At 37.2% G+C, this 17,252-nt stretch carries 8 protein-coding genes and 1 pseudogene; 4 read left to right on the top strand and 5 right to left on the bottom strand.

What is annotated here, in order from left to right:
- Positions 1-6: 6 nt before the first annotated feature.
- The 5 genes and pseudogenes from IWC72_RS20465 to IWC72_RS12120 all read right to left on the bottom strand — a co-directional run bounded on the left by IWC72_RS20465 (position 7) and on the right by IWC72_RS12120 (position 13,963).
- Positions 7-2,301 (bottom strand): PAS domain S-box protein, encoded by a 2,295-nt coding sequence (locus IWC72_RS20465; RefSeq protein WP_394370104.1) that lies wholly within the window; start codon positions 2,299-2,301, stop codon positions 7-9.
- A 351-nt stretch (positions 2,302-2,652) separates the two neighbouring features.
- Positions 2,653-4,004 (bottom strand): annotated as a pseudogene (locus IWC72_RS20460) (chemotaxis protein CheB); the annotation flags it as partial.
- 510 nt (positions 4,005-4,514) lie between these two features.
- Positions 4,515-5,210, bottom strand: a complete 696-nt coding sequence (cmk, locus tag IWC72_RS12130; protein ID WP_194529930.1) for a (d)CMP kinase — start codon at positions 5,208-5,210, stop codon at positions 4,515-4,517.
- A complete protein-coding gene (gene lon / locus IWC72_RS12125; RefSeq protein ID WP_194531144.1) occupies positions 5,210-7,660 on the bottom strand; it encodes an endopeptidase La in 2,451 nt (816 codons plus the stop codon). The genes cmk and lon overlap by 1 nt, the downstream gene beginning before the upstream one ends.
- A 297-nt stretch (positions 7,661-7,957) precedes the next feature.
- Entirely contained in the window at positions 7,958-13,963 is a 6,006-nt protein-coding gene (locus tag IWC72_RS12120; RefSeq protein WP_194529929.1) for an Ig-like domain-containing protein, read from the bottom strand.
- 321 nt (positions 13,964-14,284) lie between these two features.
- Here IWC72_RS12120 and IWC72_RS12115 point away from each other — a divergent pair, with 321 nt between their 5' ends.
- Genes IWC72_RS12115 through IWC72_RS12100 form a run of 4 tightly spaced genes read left to right on the top strand, consistent with a single transcriptional unit; the run spans position 14,285 to position 17,228 of the window.
- Positions 14,285-14,839, top strand: coding sequence for an RNA polymerase sigma factor (locus IWC72_RS12115; protein WP_194529928.1), 555 nt, complete (start codon positions 14,285-14,287; stop codon positions 14,837-14,839).
- 1 nt (position 14,840) lies between these two features.
- On the top strand, positions 14,841-15,401 hold the full coding sequence (locus IWC72_RS12110; protein ID WP_194529927.1) for a hypothetical protein: 561 nt from the start codon (positions 14,841-14,843) through the stop codon (positions 15,399-15,401).
- The gene (locus tag IWC72_RS12105) at positions 15,382-16,473 is read left to right on the top strand and encodes a hypothetical protein (RefSeq protein ID WP_194529926.1); all 1,092 of its coding nucleotides are present in this window, start codon (positions 15,382-15,384) and stop codon (positions 16,471-16,473) included. The genes IWC72_RS12110 and IWC72_RS12105 overlap by 20 nt, the downstream gene beginning before the upstream one ends.
- 32 nt (positions 16,474-16,505) lie before the next feature.
- A complete protein-coding gene (locus tag IWC72_RS12100; protein ID WP_194529925.1) occupies positions 16,506-17,228 on the top strand; it encodes a head GIN domain-containing protein in 723 nt (240 codons plus the stop codon).
- Positions 17,229-17,252 lie beyond the last annotated feature (24 nt).

Below are 17,252 nucleotides of genomic sequence, written 5' to 3'. Positions count from 1 at the left end.
AGTTAATTAGTATAATTTTTTAAGTGTAAAACAAAATTCCGTGCCTGATTTAGAACTTTTATCTATCCATATTTCTCCTTGATGCAATTCAACTATTTTCTTACACTGTGCAAGTCCAATACCAGTACCCGCATAACTATCATCATTATTTAAGCGCTGAAAAATATTGAATACCCGTTCTTGATCGCTTTTAGAAATACCTATACCGTTGTCTCTTATCGTAAACTTCCAATACACATCTAAATCTTCTGCTGCTATATCTATTTGGGGAGAATGACCTTTTCTTTTAAATTTAATGGCATTTGATACAAGGTTTAAGAAAAGTGAATACAATTCAGTTCTATATCCATTTATTTTAGGAAGATTATTACACGTAATTCTAGCTTCGGTTTCTGTAATTCGCTTCTTTAAGTCTATTTTTAAGTCTTTTATAAAAGTATTGCAATCTACCAGGCTCATTTCCGGGTTTTTTCCAATTTTTGAATAGCTTAAAACACTTTTAACTAAACTTCTCATTCTAGCCGAAGCCTCAATTATAAATTGAATATAACTTTGAGCGTTATCATCAAGTTCGGACACATACTCTTCGTCCAAGAGACCTACAAAAGATGTAATTGTATTGAGCGGTTCCTGTAAATCATGACTTGCAACATAGGCGAATTGCTCTAATTCTCTATTACTGCGGTACAATTCTAATTCAATAGTCTTTAACGGTGTTATATCTACATGGCTCCCAACAATCCTTATAGGTTTTATTTCATCATCCCATTCAATGATTTTAGCATTACAATGAACCCATACAATGCTACCATTTTTGTGGTAAAAACGGGCTTGGTAGATAAATGGTTTTTCTCCTTTAGAAGCTTTATGTTCAATAAACAAATTTTGAACAAAACCTAGATCATCCGGGTGTATTATTTTCTTCCATGATTCTGTAGTATTTGCTATCTCATGGTCTTTATACCCAAACATAGCCTTGTAACTAGGACTAAGGTACTCAGTACCTTCTTGAATTTTAGCATCCCAAAAACCAGCCGTAGTCCCTTCCAATAATTGTTCAAACGCCCTGTTTTTATCTTGATATTTCTTTTCCGCCAATGCTAAGTCAGATACATCTCTAAAAGAACAAATAGAATATAATTCTTCTCCATTTTCATTATACAACATTTGCGCATTTGCACTTATATTAATTTCAGTTCCATCCTTTTTAGTAAATTTCCGTATTGCATTGGTTAATTTACCCGTTTCTTTAAACTGTTTAAACCTTTCCTTGCCATCTACCTGTTCATCTTTGGAATACAAGTCCATAAAGGACAAACCTATTAATTCTGACGCATCTTCATACCCTAAATCCTTAACCATTCGCAGATTACAATTTAGTAAAATTCCCTTTCGGTCAAATGACGCGAACATGTCCGGGGCATTATCATAGAGTAGTTTAAATTCTTCTCTACTCTTTTTAATCAAAGCTTCTGATTTCTTTAATTCATCAATATCAACAAAACTCAAAACAGCACCATTGATCCTATTATCATTGTTAAAATAAGGAGTAATGCGTTTTAAAAACCACTTACCATTATGCGACTGAAGCTCTCTAGACAACATCTTACCCGTATTCAGAACTTGTTGAACCCTTTCAAGCGTACCTGAACCCGTTCCAAAACTATTTGCAAAATGACTTATTGGCCTACCAATATCTGTAGGACGTAGATTAAAATGATCACTTACTGAAGGGGTAAACTTTCTAATAAGCATATCAGTATCTAGAAAGACAGTACCTATGTCAGTACTTTTAAAAAGATTATCCATATCACTGTTCATTGATGTGAGATCCTCATTCTTCTGCTGTACTTCTGCATTTACCGTATGTAACTCCTCGTTAACACTCTGTAACTCTTCATTGGTACTTTGTAATTCCTCGTTGGCCGCCAAAAGTTCCTCGTTAGTTGCCTGTAATTCTTCATTACTAGTCTCTACCTGTTCAACAACGTTATTTAAACTTTCACGAGATTCCCTTAACTCCCCTTCTAGCTGAACAATTCGCATTTCAGTGGCTTCAGCATGACTGGTATAAGTAACCAATTTAGCAGTACCTAACTGCTCTTTATTAGGAATAAAAAGCAGTAAACATCCTTTTGAACGATTAATGTTGTTCATCTCAAAAGGGTTCACCAAAAGATCAAAGGGTATACCTTTCACCCTTCCTCTTGGGGTGATTGACTTATGTAATACTTTTTCGTTTTTATCAAAAGCTTTTCGAACGGCCGCTGCCAATGAAATAGAAACACTAGGAGGCAACATTTTAAGAAGATTGATACTAAAACCTCTTTCAGGTAAATCTACGAACTTTCTGAACTCTCCTATAGCGTGTAAAATATTATAGGTTTCGTCAATATATACGCCTGCTAAACCTAATTCTTCCGCAACAGTATCGTTCATTACATCAGCCATTTTGATCTCGGTACGCGATTTACTACTTGCCAAATTATTAAAAGAAGCTATTTTTTGAGCATCGGGATAATTCAATGGTTCCAGTCCTCTAGCCTTAGCACGCTTTATATTTTCATAAATTTTACACTTACGGTCAATCTCATTTAAAACACTAGAATAGTCTCCTAGAGATTCACTACTACCTAAAACTAAAATTCCTTTTAGGTTAAGTGAATAATGTAGTAAACCTATTATTTTTCGTTGTGCAGGCAGCTGCATGTAAATAAGTAAATTTCGACATAAAGTAAGGTCCATCTTATTAAAAGGCGGATCCTTTAGTATATTATGCTGACTAAAATCACCATTTTTCTTAGACTATCACTAACCTGATAATCATCACCTCTTTGTACAAAAAACTTTCTTAATCGAAGTGGGGAAACATTAGCTACAATACTTTCCGGATATATTCCCTTACTCCCAATATCAAGGTGATTGGCAGCTAAATCAGTAGCGAAAATTTTTATTTGAATTTTTTTATCCTGCCTTTTTACCTCCTCAGAGATTAACATTGCAATACTATAGGCTTCTTCTCCTGAACTGGAACCAACACACCAAACTTTAAATACTTCGTTTTCCTTTTTTTCTGCCACCAATTGAGTAATGATACGAGACTCTAGTTTTTCCCACATGTATAAATCGCGAAAAAAATTGGTTACCCCTATCAGAAACTCACGTGCTAAAATGTCAGATTCAACTCTATTATCTCTAATAAATTCTAAATACTCTCTTTGGTTATGTAATTTATTAACGCTAATTCTACGTGCAATACGACGTACCAATGTAGGACGTTTGTATTGTTCAAAATCTATAGTTGTTTCCTTTCTTAATACTTTAAGAATATTTAGAATTGTATCTTCATCTTCTTCTATTTGCTCAACTGAATCATGACTTGTTGTAGGGTGCTCTATATAATTCAACAGCTCCCCTGCCATTGATTCCACGGGTAAAGTGTAATCCACAAGCCCAGTATTTATAGCACTTCTTGGCATGCCATCAAACTTTGCCTGTTCTGGGTCCTGAACCATAACCATACCCCCGAATTCTTTGATTTCTCGGGCGCCACTTGTTCCATCACTACCAGTACCACTAAGTACTAAACAAATCGATTTTTCTTTATATTCTTGCGCAATAGACCTAAAGAAGATATCTATTGGCAGATTTAAATCATGCCCTTTGGGTTTATTTACTAGGTGTAACTTACCCTGAATAACGGTCATGTTTTTTTTAGGCGGAATCAAGTATACACTACCTTTTTCAATAACCATGTTATTTTTAACCTCTTGAATTGGTAAAATGGTATTCTTAGCAAGTAACTCAGCCATTAAGGACTTATAATCAGGACTCAAATGTTGAACAATAACAAAGCTATGCTGACAATCATGAGGTACATGATTAAAAAACTCTTTTAATGCCTCTAACCCCCCTGCACTTGCACCTATAGCAATAACTCTGCTTTCATAATCCTGCTGCTCAATTTCACTATCAACCACTTCGGCTGTTTTGACCTTACTCATTTGGGGAAGTTTATAACTAAATTAATATGTGCATACTGCCTACTCTTCCTTTAATTAAGACATACTCTTTTTTAAGTAAGACCAAATTTTATAAAAATCATGACATACTTATCATTTGTTTGAAAAAAGTAATACTAAAGTTAGGAAAAATATTACAAATAATATGAAGGAAAAATATAAAATAATTGAATACTACAGATAACATCTGTTATGAAAGCATATACTATTGATTCATATAAGATTACATATAATGCTCCTCTAATAAATTGATGGTAATATCTATAATTAGGCCAAAAGCTATTTTAAGGTAATGCCAGTAAACTTTATAAATAGAAAAATAGGCGAGCTTTAAAAGCACCCTAGTTCTGCGAAATTTTCAAAAGTTATTACTTTATAACTACCTATTAAGTAAGGGATTGAAAATCTAAAATGTTGAAGTAGTAAGTAAGTTGTATTTGATTACCATAGGTAACCTGCAATCAGAAATAAACCACTATTAACAATAGTGGTTTATTTTACCTTTTCAATACAGCGATCTGCAATGCTCAACAGCCTTTCAAACTGCTCTTTAAGCCCCATATCACTATTATCAAACTCAATTGAATCTGGGGCCTTTCTAAGTGGAGAAAACTCACGGTGCGAATCTATAAAATCACGGTTTTGCACATTTTCTAGAACATCTTCATAAGAGACTTCTTCTCCCCTATCTAACAACTCTTTATATCTTCTTGTTGCTCTTGCTTTTGGAGAAGCGGTCATAAATACTTTAAGCTCGGCATCAGGAAAAACTACTGTACCAATATCTCTACCGTCCATAACAATACCCTTTTCTTTACCCATTGCCTTTTGCATCTCGACTAGCTTGTAGCGCACCTGCTCAATTTCTGCAACTCTACTTACACGTTTAGACACTTCCATTGTCCGTATCTCTTTCTCTACATTCTCATCATTCAGATACATTTCGGAAAAACCAAGCTCGGCATTGGGCACAAAACGCAATTTAATCTTAGGCAAAACTTTGACCAAATCTTCTAACCTTTCTTCTCCGTTTCCAATAAAATTATTACGCATAGCAAACAATGTTATAGCACGGTACATAGCACCTGTGTCTACATAAACATAGCCCAACTCTTTGGCCAATTGTTTGGCCAAAGTACTTTTTCCCGTTGAGGAAAATCCATCTATCGCAATTGTAATCTTAGACATTAGAGTTTTTTAGCGTTCTTAACTTTTTGCCCCGTAATGGCTATATCTACCACCTCGTGCATGTCTGTAACATAATGAAATTTAAGACCCTTAAGATACTCTTTTTTTATCTCTAAGATATCTCTTTCATTGTCTTTGCAAAGAATTAATTCTTTAATCCGAGCTCTTTTGGCCGCAAGAATTTTTTCTTTAATTCCACCAACCGGCAATACTTTACCTCTTAGCGTTATTTCACCTGTCATTGCTAAACTCTTCTTCACTTTCTTTTGGGTGAATAAAGAAACTAATGACGTTAACATGGTAATACCCGCACTAGGTCCGTCTTTAGGAGTAGCACCTTCAGGCACGTGTATATGAACGTTATATTTATCAAATACTTCAGGATTTATATCAAATCGTTCTGCATTAGACTTAATATACTCCATGGCAATAGTAGCTGATTCTTTCATTACTTTACCAAGGTTTCCTGTAATATTCAATGAACCTTTTCCTTTGGACAAAATAGATTCTATAAAAAGAATATCACCACCAACGCTTGTCCATGCAAGCCCCGTAACAACTCCAGCAACATCGTTATTCTCGTATTTATCCCTTTCTAACCTTGCAGGTCCTAAAACCTTTTCTACCACCTCATTCGTAACCTTAACAATGTACTCTTCTTCGGTTGCAATATTCTTTGCCGCATAACGCACCATTTTTGCTATCTGCTTTTCTAGAGAGCGTACTCCGGATTCACGGGTGTAGCCTTCAACGATTTTCTCTAATTGAGGTTTTCCAATTGTCAAATCTTTTGAGGTAAGACCATGCTCCTTTAATTGCTTGGGCAACAAGTGTCGTTTCGCAATCTCTACTTTCTCTTCAATAGTATAGCCCGTAACATTAATGATTTCCATACGATCACGAAGCGCTGGCTGAATTGTACTTAGATTATTGGCCGTTGCAATAAACATCACCTTAGAAAGGTCATACCCCATCTCTAAGAAATTATCATAAAATTCACTGTTCTGCTCAGGGTCTAAAACTTCCAGCATCGCAGAAGAAGGATCTCCTTGGCTACTACTAGATAATTTATCTATTTCATCAAGGATGAAAACAGGATTTGATTTTCCTGCCTTTTTAAGACTTTGAACGATTCTACCCGGCATAGCACCTATATAGGTTTTTCGATGCCCACGTATTTCTGCTTCATCTCTTAAACCTCCTAAAGAAATTCTCACATATTCTCTTCCTAGCGCCTCAGCAACAGATTTTCCCAAAGAAGTTTTACCAACTCCCGGAGGTCCATAAAGACATAAAATAGGCGATTTCATATCGTTTCTTAACTTCAGGACTGCCAAATACTCAATAATACGGCGCTTCACATCCTCAAGTCCGTAATGGTCTCTATCTAGAATTTTTTGAGCGCGTTTTAAATCAAACTTATCTTTTGAAAATTCGTTCCATGGCAAATCTAGAAAAAGGTCTAAATAATTTCTCTGGATGGAATACTCCGCCACTTGCGGATTCATACGCTGCATTTTAGCCAATTCCTTGTCAAAATGTTCTTTTACCTTGTCATCCCATTTTTTCTTTTTAGCCTTCTTGCGCATTTCAAAAATCTCATCATCATGAGAAACGCCACCCAATTCCTCCTGAATGGTTTTCATTTGCTGATGCAAGAAATATTCGCGCTGCTGTTGGTCCATATCATTACGAACCTTGGACTGTATATCATTCTTTAACTCCAGTTTCTGAAGCTCTAGATTCATATGCTTTAAAGTAGCAAGGGCACGTTCTTGTAGATTGTTAATCTCTAACAACTCTTGCTTCTCAGTAACCCCAAGGTTAAGATTAGATGAAACAAAATTGATTAAGAACGAGTTGCTCTGAATATTCTTAATTGCAAAGGAAGCCTCACTTGGTATATTCGGGTTATCACGTATAATTTTTAGCGCCAAGTCTTTTATCGACTCAATAATCGCCAAAAATTCTGGTTCTGCTTGATCCGGCCTTTGCTCGTTTGTATCTCTAACGGTCGCGGTCATGTAAGGTTCTTCCGTAAGCATTTCTGCTACCTCAAAACGCTTCTTACCCTGAAGAATTACTGTTGTATTTCCATCAGGCATTTTTAATACACGTAAAATACGCGCAACAGTACCTAGTACATTTATATCATTTACCGTTGGGTTTTCGGTTTCTTTGTCTTTTTGAGAAACAACACCAATTACTTTAGACCCATTATTTGCATCTTTTATTAAATTGATGGACGAATCTCTACCGGCTGTAATCGGAATTACCACGCCAGGAAACAAAACGGTATTACGTAAAGGAAGTATTGGTAGTGTCTCAGGCAGGGCCTCGTTATTCATTTCCTCCTCATCTTCTGCGGTCAAAAGAGGTATAAGCTCAGCATCCTCATCGATGGACTGTAGCGACATATTGTCAAAATTCGTGAATTTAGAATCTCCCATAGTATCAATTGCGGTCATTCTGTCATTTTAATGACAAAACCCTTAGTTATCTATTAACATCATATTCATCTAAAGTGCTAGTATCAGTACAGCATACAAGTGTAGCACCTTTTCTATCGGTGCTGTATTGGCAATTCTTATGCCACACCACATTCCTATCTTTAAAAAGTTACTCAACCTCTAGAATCATAAATTTTCTTCTTTGAAATTAATGATTCTCATTAATCAAAATAAACCGCCAATAAAACAATAGAGCCCCTAAAAAGGGGCTCTATTGTTTTATAATTTAGTTTTAAATCACTTTTTTAAAAACTGTTTTGTGTGTGTTTTTCCATTTCTCAACGTTACATTCAATTGATATACTCCTTTTACAAGTCTTGAAACATCGAATGATTGCATGTTATAACCCGTATTTAGTTCTTTGTTTTTTAAGTTCAAGACGAGCCTACCCTCCATGTCATATATCAAGATTTTAGAAACCATCTCCATCGAAACACCCATAATCTTTAATTTAGATGACACTGGGTTCGGAGCCAAAACAATACCATCTTCATTCCCATAATCCGGTAAAATGTTGGAAGAATCTATATAAGCTTTTAAAGAAGTAGTGTTTGCTTGCAATTTACATGACATAACTTCTACTTCAGATAAATGAAGTATTCCATTACCCGATAACTGTATACGAATATACCTGCCTTCTACTATCACCTTTAAAGTTTCCTTGAGGCTAGCACTTCCCTCAAAATAATATTGAAAAACAGTCTCATCTTCTATTAAAGACTCTAAAGTAGCGTCAGATTCATATTGCGTCTTGGATATTAAAATATAAAAATTATTTAAGCGATCCTCCAAACCACTTGCACGATTATAAATACGTAATTCTTCAATTTCCCTTTCAACCCCTAAATCTAATTGCCACCAAGGATTACTCTCATTTGTTGTATGTTGAAGATCTCCAGACCATGGAGATATTCCTTGAGTATTTCCATCAATAGCAGCTGAAGCATGTCCATTACCATACGTACTAGATTGTATAGCTCTTCCGTTTATAGCTATATTAGATATAGCACACCCAGAATCGCTTAAAAGATTGACCTCTACCTCTATAGTTTTTGACCGAAAACACCCCTCACCACTATTGTGTGAATAAGTTATTGAATACACTCCAGGACCGACAGAAGGGTCAAAAATACCATCTGTAGTTGCTCCTGACCAGGTACCACCGTCAATACTAGCTACTAAAGTTTGTATCTCATCTGTATTTGCAAAAGGTCCTATATTTTCTATAACTATTTCTGGATTATCAGCACATTGCGAAGTATCCAATATACAGCCCATTACCTCTACTTCTGACATATGTAAAATTCCAAAAGAAGAAAGTTGAATACGCAAATACTGCCCTTCTGCATCAAATTTTAAATTTTCCTGAAGACCCGCTTCATCATTAAAATAGTACTCATAAATAGAATCATCTTGCCTTAATGACTCCAGTGTAACTTCAGGCGTGAAAGGTATGTTTGATACAAAAACATAAAAATTATTTAATCTACCTTCAAGTCCATTTGTACGATTATAAATACGCAATTCTTCTATAACCGCATTAACTCCCAAATCTAGTTCCCACCAAGGATTATTCTCATTCAGGGTATGTTGAAGGCTACCGGACCAAGGAGAAGTACCTTCCGTATTACCATCTATAGCAACTGAAGCTACTCCATTACCGTATGTACTAGACTGAGTAGCCAAGCCATTAAGGGCTATATTTGACAGTACGCATCCTCTACTCCCTAATGTATTCACCCTAATATCCGCCGTTTCAGTTTGTATACACCCCTTTCCATTATCGTAAGTATAGGTAACTGAATAAATACCTTCACCAACACTTGGGTCAAAAGTCCCATCTGTGCTCATCCCTGACCAAGTTCCGCCAGCAGGCATTGCTTTAAGGGTTTGGATTCCATCCGTATCCAAGTACGGTCCACTTGCTATGATATTTGGAGGGTCTATACCCGTACAAGAACTGTTAACCATTATATCTCGGGTATATGATTGAACACAACCATTCCCATTATCAGAAGTATAGGTAACTGAATACTTACCAGGACCTTTACTTGGGTCAAATGTTCCATCAGTACTTGCTCCGGACCAAACTCCTCCTAAAGGGGTTGCCTCCAGTGTTTGAATTGAATCATAAGCTATAAAAGGACCTGAAGGAAGTATAATTGGAGGAAGAACACCTTCACATTTTGAACTACCCAAAAAGCACCCCTGTACCTCAACTTCTACTAAATTTAGAATTCCACTATTCGATAGTTGAATGCGAATATATCTGCCGTCTGTATTTAAAGAGATTACCTCTTTCAAACCAGCTTCTCCTTCAAAATAGTATTCTTCTATATTTCCATTACTCTTTAGACTTTCTAATGTCGCTCTTGAAGAGAATGGCCTTTTTGACACAAAAACGTAGAAATTATTCAGTCTGGATTCTAATCCACCTCCTCTATTAAAAATTTTAATTTCTTCAATTATATAATCCGACCCCAAATCTAACTCCCACCATGCTGAATCTTCATTTGCTGTATGCTGAACATTTGGCACCCATGGAGAATTCCCTGCCGTTATTCCATCAATAGCTACAAGTGCTTTACCATTTCCATATGTACTAGATTGAACTGCTGTTCCTCCCAATGCTACGTTAGAAAAAGTACATCCGCCATCTACCACAATATTAGTTCTTGCAGTAAATGCCCCATCATCAGTTGTAGCTGTTATCATAGCAGTTCCTGTAGATATAGCTGTAACTTGACCATTTAAGTTTACAGTTGCAACAGATGGATTATTGGTTGACCATGTAACCAGAGTATTCTCCGCATTTCCGGGCACTACTGTTGCTATAAGTTCTTGCTCATCACCAATATCTAGTTCAACAGCTTCTTCTGACAGCACCACTCCTGAAGTTAGAACTATAGGCATACCAACCAAAACTGACTCTGCTACTGAAGGAACTCCATCAACATTTAAAGCAAACAACATGTAATAGCCAGGAGGTAAAATATTTCTATCAGGAATATTTAAAGTATAATTTCCATCACCACTAAAACTGACAGGTATTCTTCTCTGCTCATTATTTGTACTATGGGTAGAAGATGACATTCTAATTAGGCTAAACTTTGCTATTCCTTCACTTCCCGAAACTTGAATTACACTATTATAATCTGCAGATTCTGGAGCATCTATTGTGGGCCTATCTGCTAAATCACCATTAGCATCAAATAAATAAGGAGGAGTGAATATCTCTGCGTCCAAGTGATTCGAGCAACTATTACATAATCCTCCACCTCCAACAAACACCCTTCCGTCAGCTTGCAAAATTGCAACACTATGATAGGTACGTGGCACATGCATACCGGCTAAGGTTCTCCAACCGTTTGTTTCAGGATTAAAGATTTCAGCATCTAATCTTGCACCATCATCGGTAAAAACCCGGGCCGTACTAAGCCCACCAGTAACCAAAACTTCTCCATTGGGTAGTACCACACTATTTTGCATGGTTCTACTAAAAGACAAATTATTTATGGTTGGTGTAACCGTAACATTATTCTCGTCATTAATATCTATTACAAAAGAGTTATCTTTTGCAGCATCCCCACTTGCATAAGAGGTAGCCCCTCCTGTTTTTAGTAATTTTCCTACGTCAAACATTACCGTATTCCCTTTCATAGAATAGGTGTCATTCAATCTTTTTCCTGCATCTGTAAAGGACCCTTCGCCATTTACATCGATCCAATGCATGTCTTCACCAGGGCCTGCATGAAAAATTTTCCCATTTGGCGCTGCCCACAACCAAGAGTGGTTATCTGCTCTGTATACCCCTTCTTTTTCAAAAGCTAGATCGTTTGAATTAAATAAAATATCGCTCTTCAAACCTGGTAAAATTTTCCAGCCTCTTTCCTCTCTCCATAACTCTGCGATTTTTTCTCCGTTCGGAGCCAACCCTCCACTCCATGACCCCCCAATTACCATTGCGGAACCATCTGACAAAGTTACCGCTCCATGATAACCTCTTCCTATATTCATATTGTCCATAGGTATCCATGTATCCGTAGTAAAATCATATAAAGTGGCTTTAGGGTTCGAAGAGCCTCCCGTTACCAATATCTGTCCGTTTCCTAAATTATTTACACCTGGACAAAACATATCATGGTTAGTTGTCGTTACTTTTTCTCCCATGGGCATTCCATTCTCTCCCGCAAATGGGTCAAATATTTCAGTATAAGTAAAGCCGTCGGCGCCACCAAAATAATCTTTATATTTTGAGGACCATGCCACTAATTTCCCATCAGGAAGATTAGCAACTGCTACTGGAACTATTCCAAAAGGTATGGGCTCGCTCCACTTACCTATTTCATTCAAAGGCCTTTTTACAGTAATTGCCACATTAAATATAAATCCTCCGTCATTAGTCGTAGCCGTTACTTTGGCTATACCTGCAGTTAATGCCGTCACCATCCCCAAAGAATCCACCGAAACAACTGAAGGGGAATCCGTGGACCAGCTTATTCCTTTATCATCTGCGTCTTCTGGAAATATGGTTGCCGTTAACATCGCATCAAATCCTTCCACTATTTCTAAACTGTCAGGAACGATTTCTATTCCCGTTACCCGTATTGGGGCTCTTAAAACTTCTACAAAAGCACTGGAAGTGAACCCGCCATCATCCGTAGTTACAGTGACCAAGGCCGTTCCCACGGTAAGTGCCGTCACCATCCCCAAAGAATCCACCGAAACAACTGAAGGGGAATCCGTGGACCAGATTATTCCTTTATCATCTGCGTCTTCTGGAAATATGGTTGCCGTTAACATCGCATCAAATCCTTCCACTATTTCTAAACTGTCAGGAACGATTTCTATTCCCGTTACCCGTATTGGGGCTCTTAAAACTTCTACAAAAGCACTGGAAGTGAACCCGCCATCATCCGTAGTTACAGTGACCAAGGCCGTTCCCACGGTAAGTGCCGTCACCATCCCCAAAGAATCCACCGAAACAACTGAAGGGGAATCCGTGGACCAGATTACACCTTTTTCATCCGCATCTTCTGGAAATATGGTTGCCGTTAACATCGCATCAAATCCTTCCACTATTTCTAAACTGTCAGGAACGATTTCTATTCCCGTTACCCGTATTGGGGCTCTTAAAACTTCTACAAAAGCACTGGAAGTGAACCCGCCATCATCCGTAGTTACAGTGACCAAGGCCGTTCCCACGGTAAGTGCCGTCACCATCCCCAAAGAATCCACCGAAACAACTGAAGGGGAATCCGTGGACCAGATTATTCCTTTATCATCTGCGTCTTCTGGAAATATGGTTGCCGTTAACGTCGCATCAAATCCTTCCACTATTTTTAAACTGTCAGGAACAATTGCTATTCCTGTAACCTGTATAGGTGCGCTCTGAACTTCAATATAAGAACTAGAAGCAAATCCTCCATCATCTGTGGTTGCCGTAATCAAGGCCGTTCCCACGGTAAGTGCCGTCACCATCCCCAAAGAATCCACCGAAACAACTGAAGGGGAATCCGTGGACCAGATTATTCCTTTATCATCTGCGTCTTCTGGAAATATGGTTGCCGTTAACATCGCATCAAATCCTTCCACTATTTCTAAACTGTCAGGAACGATTTCTATTCCCGATACCCGTATTGGGGCTCTTAAAACTTCTACAAAAGCACTGGAAGTGAACCCGCCATCATCCGTAGTTACAGTGACCAAGGCCGTTCCCACGGTAAGTGCCGTGAGCGTTCCCAAGGAATCCACCGTAACGATAGATGGGGAATCCGTGGACCAGATTACACCTTTTTCATCCGCATCTTCTGGAAATATGGTTGCCGTTAACGTCGCATCAAATCCTTCCACTATTTTTAAACTGTCAGGAACGATTTCTATTCCTGTAACCTGTATAGGTGCGCTCTGAACTTCAATATAAGAACTAGAAGCAAATCCTCCATCATCTGTGGTTGCCGTAATCAAGGCCGTTCCCACGGTAAGTGCCGTCACCATCCCCAAAGAATCCACCGAAACAACTGAAGGGGAATCCGTGGACCAGCTTATTCCTTTATCATCTGCGTCTTCTGGAAATATGGATGCCGTTAACATCGCATCAAAACCTTCCACTATTTCTAAACTATCAGGAACAATTGCTATTCCTGTAACTGATACTTGACTATAAACGTTAATACTAGAATTTAATACAAGTAAGAAAAAGAAGATTTTACTTGACAAAAACAGATACACTCTATTAATCATCTTATTTTGGTTGGTTGGGTATGGTTTAACATTGATGAACTAATCCCTGTATTCTTAGCTTTTGTTTGAAAAGGTCTTTAATTTAAATTCGATAAATACATAAATAAACTACATACTTAACAACGTTATAAAAACGTCTTTAAAACTTGCAAAAAATATTGGAGGGGGAAGCTGAACAAAACTAAACTATGTAAAAAGACTGCTATTTCAGTTATCGTTTAAGGGCTTTTAAATTCGATGAAAAGCTAGTGTGTATATTTTTTCTCTTCCCAACTGTAACAATCCATAACTTACATCATCTATAAAGAAACCATTCACTTTTTGAGCCAAGAAAGAGAACATATTGATGCATTATTACAATTGTGTCTAGACGGAAAGCAAAGTGCCCAGCTAGAAGTTTACAATCGGTATTACAAAGCCATGTACAACACGGCCGTACGGATTGTAAAAACGAGGGACGAAGCCGAAGACGTTATGCAAGAATCGTTTCTTAACGCGTTCACGAAACTTCATACGTTTAAAGGCGAGGTTGCATTTGGTTCTTGGTTGAAACGCATTGTAATAAATAACAGTATCTATCATTACAGAAAGCAGCAGAAAAAAAACGAAGTTGCTTTGGAAGATGTACTGTACAAGGTCGAAGATAATGAAATAGGTGTTGCCGATTCTCATGCGTTTACAGAACCGAAGGCTCAAAAAGTGATGGAAACCATGAAGCAATTAAAAGACAATTATAGAATTTCTTTGACCTTACATCTTATTGAAGGGTACGATTATGAAGAGATATGTGAGATTATGAATATTAGTTACTCAAATTGTAGAACTACTATTTCTAGGGCAAAAGAAAGCCTACGAAATAAACTAAAGGTAGCGTAAGATGCAAAAAGATAATATAGACGACCTATTCCAAAAATTAGAAGATTCTTTTGACCTTGAATCCCCCGCTCACGGTCATCAACAACGATTTTTAGAGCGGCTGAATGCTCAACAGGAAGTTAAAACTTTAAGCACTAAAAATAGAACTTGGTGGAAGCCTTTATCCGTAGCAGCTTCAATTGCCATTCTATGCACAATTACTTTTAGCATTTACAATTCCCAACCCTCTTTAGAGGAACAGGTTGCAGAAATCTCACCGGAAGTATCACGTACCGAATTTTATTTTGCCAACCTTATTGAGAAGCAGGTTAATGAACTTAAAAACGAGAGTACGCCTGAAACTAAAAAGATTGTTGACGATACCATGGTGCAGCTTAAAAAGTTGGAAACCAATTATACCAAATTGGAACAAGACCTTATCAATGGAGGAAATAGCAAACTTATTTTAAGCGCTATGATAACCAATTTTCAAACTCGTATTGACCTTTTACAAGATGTTCTCAATACTATTGAATCTATAAAAAACTTAAAAAATTACGATAATGCAAAAACTACTATATAACCCTTTCACGGTTCTTTTATTTATGCTTCCCATAGTCTTATCTGCAAACGATGGGTTACCAAAAGGCAGATATACTAAAGAGAAGACTATTAAAAAAGAGTTCCAGGTAAATAGTGATGCGCTCTTAGATGTGCAAAATAGCTACGGAAACCTGAACATCATTTCTTGGAATGAGAACCGTATCCTAATTGAGGTTCACATTACTACCAATAGTAATAATGAGGAAAAAGCTCAGGACAAACTAGATGAAATTACGGTAGATTTTGATGCTAGCAAAAGTTCAGTATCCGCTAGAACTGTTTTCAATGCGAATAAAAGCAAATGGGGCTGGAATTGGGGCAGCAGTAACAATGTAAATATGCAAATCAACTATACAATTAAACTGCCCGTAAAGAGCAATATTGATCTAGACAATGATTACGGCAGTATTAGTATTGACCGTGTAGACGGACATGCTAAAATAAGTTGTGATTATGGAAGGTTAGACATAGGAGAACTCAGAGGCCGCAACAACCAATTAAGTTTTGATTACACAACAAAATCAACGATTTCATATATTAAGAGTGGTAAAATTTCAGCGGATTATTCTGGTTTTGAAATTGAAAAAGCCGGAAACCTTATCATTAGTGCAGATTATACCAACAGCGCTGTAGAAGAGATGGAAAATTTACAATACTCTAGTGACTATGGTAAAATTGAGATTGGCGAAGTTGAAAACATACAGGGCGATGGAAACTATATTACCGTACGACTGGGAACTGTTCATGGCAACGTAGACATAAATGCCGACTATGGCTCTCTAAAAATAGAAAACATGGCCGGTGATGCAGGAAACATGCAATTGAAAACTGACTACACAGGTATAAAAATTGGGTATTCACCAGATTACCATTTTAATTTTGAAATCAATACTTCGTATTCGGGAGTGAGCGGTAAAGACGATTTTGAAATCAACATAAGTCAAGAAAAGAATACAAGTACTTATTACAAAGGCTTTCATGGTTCAGCAAATAGCGGGAATTCAGTTTCCATTTCTAGCGACTATGGAGGTGTGTCATTTTATAAAAATTAAATCATCATCAAAATCAATTAAAACAATCAGTCATGAAAAATTTTATCGTATTAAGTTTAGTATTAGTAACCTGTTCTTGTTCCGCGCAATGGGGAAAGTCCATTAGAGGAAATGGAAATGTAGTAAGTTTAGAACGTAATGTTGAAGATTACGAAGCCATTGCGGTATCTGGTTGGCTTGATATTGATTTAGTTAGCGGTAGTGAAGGTGAATTGACCATAAAGGGCGAAGAAAATCTCTTGGAGTATATTATTACCGAAGTAGAAAATGGAAAATTGGTCATCAAAGTACAAAAAGGGGTGAACTTAAAACCTTCTTTACGTAATAATAGCATACTTATTAAAGTACCCGTAGAAAGCATAGATGCACTTAGCCTATCTGGTTCTGGTGATATTGTGGGGCGTACTACGCTAAAAACTCCTCGTTTAAAAACCTCAATGTCCGGTTCAGGAGATATTACTTTAGATGTTGATACGGATACGATGGTAGCTACCATGTCTGGATCAGGCGATATGAACCTCAGCGGAAACACCCGTGATTTTGAAGCTACCATTTCAGGTTCGGGAGATATTAAAGCTTACGATTTAATTGCCGATAATGTGGAAGCTACAGTTTCCGGTTCGGCCGATATTAAGGTTACAGCAAACGAAAAATTAAAAGCTAGGGTATCAGGATCAGGAGACATTAACTACCGTGGCAATCCTAAAAAGGTGGACACAAAAACATCGGGTTCAGGAGACGTCTCAAGTTATTAATACATCAAAAAGCGAATACTATAG

Source organism: Zobellia roscoffensis, from assembly GCF_015330165.1.
Lineage (GTDB): Bacteria > Bacteroidota > Bacteroidia > Flavobacteriales > Flavobacteriaceae > Zobellia > Zobellia roscoffensis.
Note: the sequence above shows the minus strand (reverse complement) of the source record. Positions and strands in the feature narration are given on the sequence as shown.

Bases quoted from the DNA above. Each gene is read 5' to 3' on its own strand.
- IWC72_RS20465 (WP_394370104.1), bottom strand. From the start codon at position 2,301: ATGTTGCCTCCTAGTGTTTCTATTTCATTGGCAGCGGCCGTTCGAAAA.
- IWC72_RS12110 (WP_194529927.1), top strand. From the start codon at position 14,841: ATGCAAAAAGATAATATAGACGACCTATTCCAAAAATTAGAAGATTCT.
- lon (WP_194531144.1), bottom strand. From the start codon at position 7,660: ATGGGAGATTCTAAATTCACGAATTTTGACAATATGTCGCTACAGTCC.
- IWC72_RS12120 (WP_194529929.1), bottom strand. From the start codon at position 13,963: ATGATTAATAGAGTGTATCTGTTTTTGTCAAGTAAAATCTTCTTTTTC.
- IWC72_RS12105 (WP_194529926.1), top strand. From the start codon at position 15,382: ATGCAAAAACTACTATATAACCCTTTCACGGTTCTTTTATTTATGCTT.
- IWC72_RS12100 (WP_194529925.1), top strand. From the start codon at position 16,506: ATGAAAAATTTTATCGTATTAAGTTTAGTATTAGTAACCTGTTCTTGT.
- cmk (WP_194529930.1), bottom strand. From the start codon at position 5,210: ATGTCTAAGATTACAATTGCGATAGATGGATTTTCCTCAACGGGAAAA.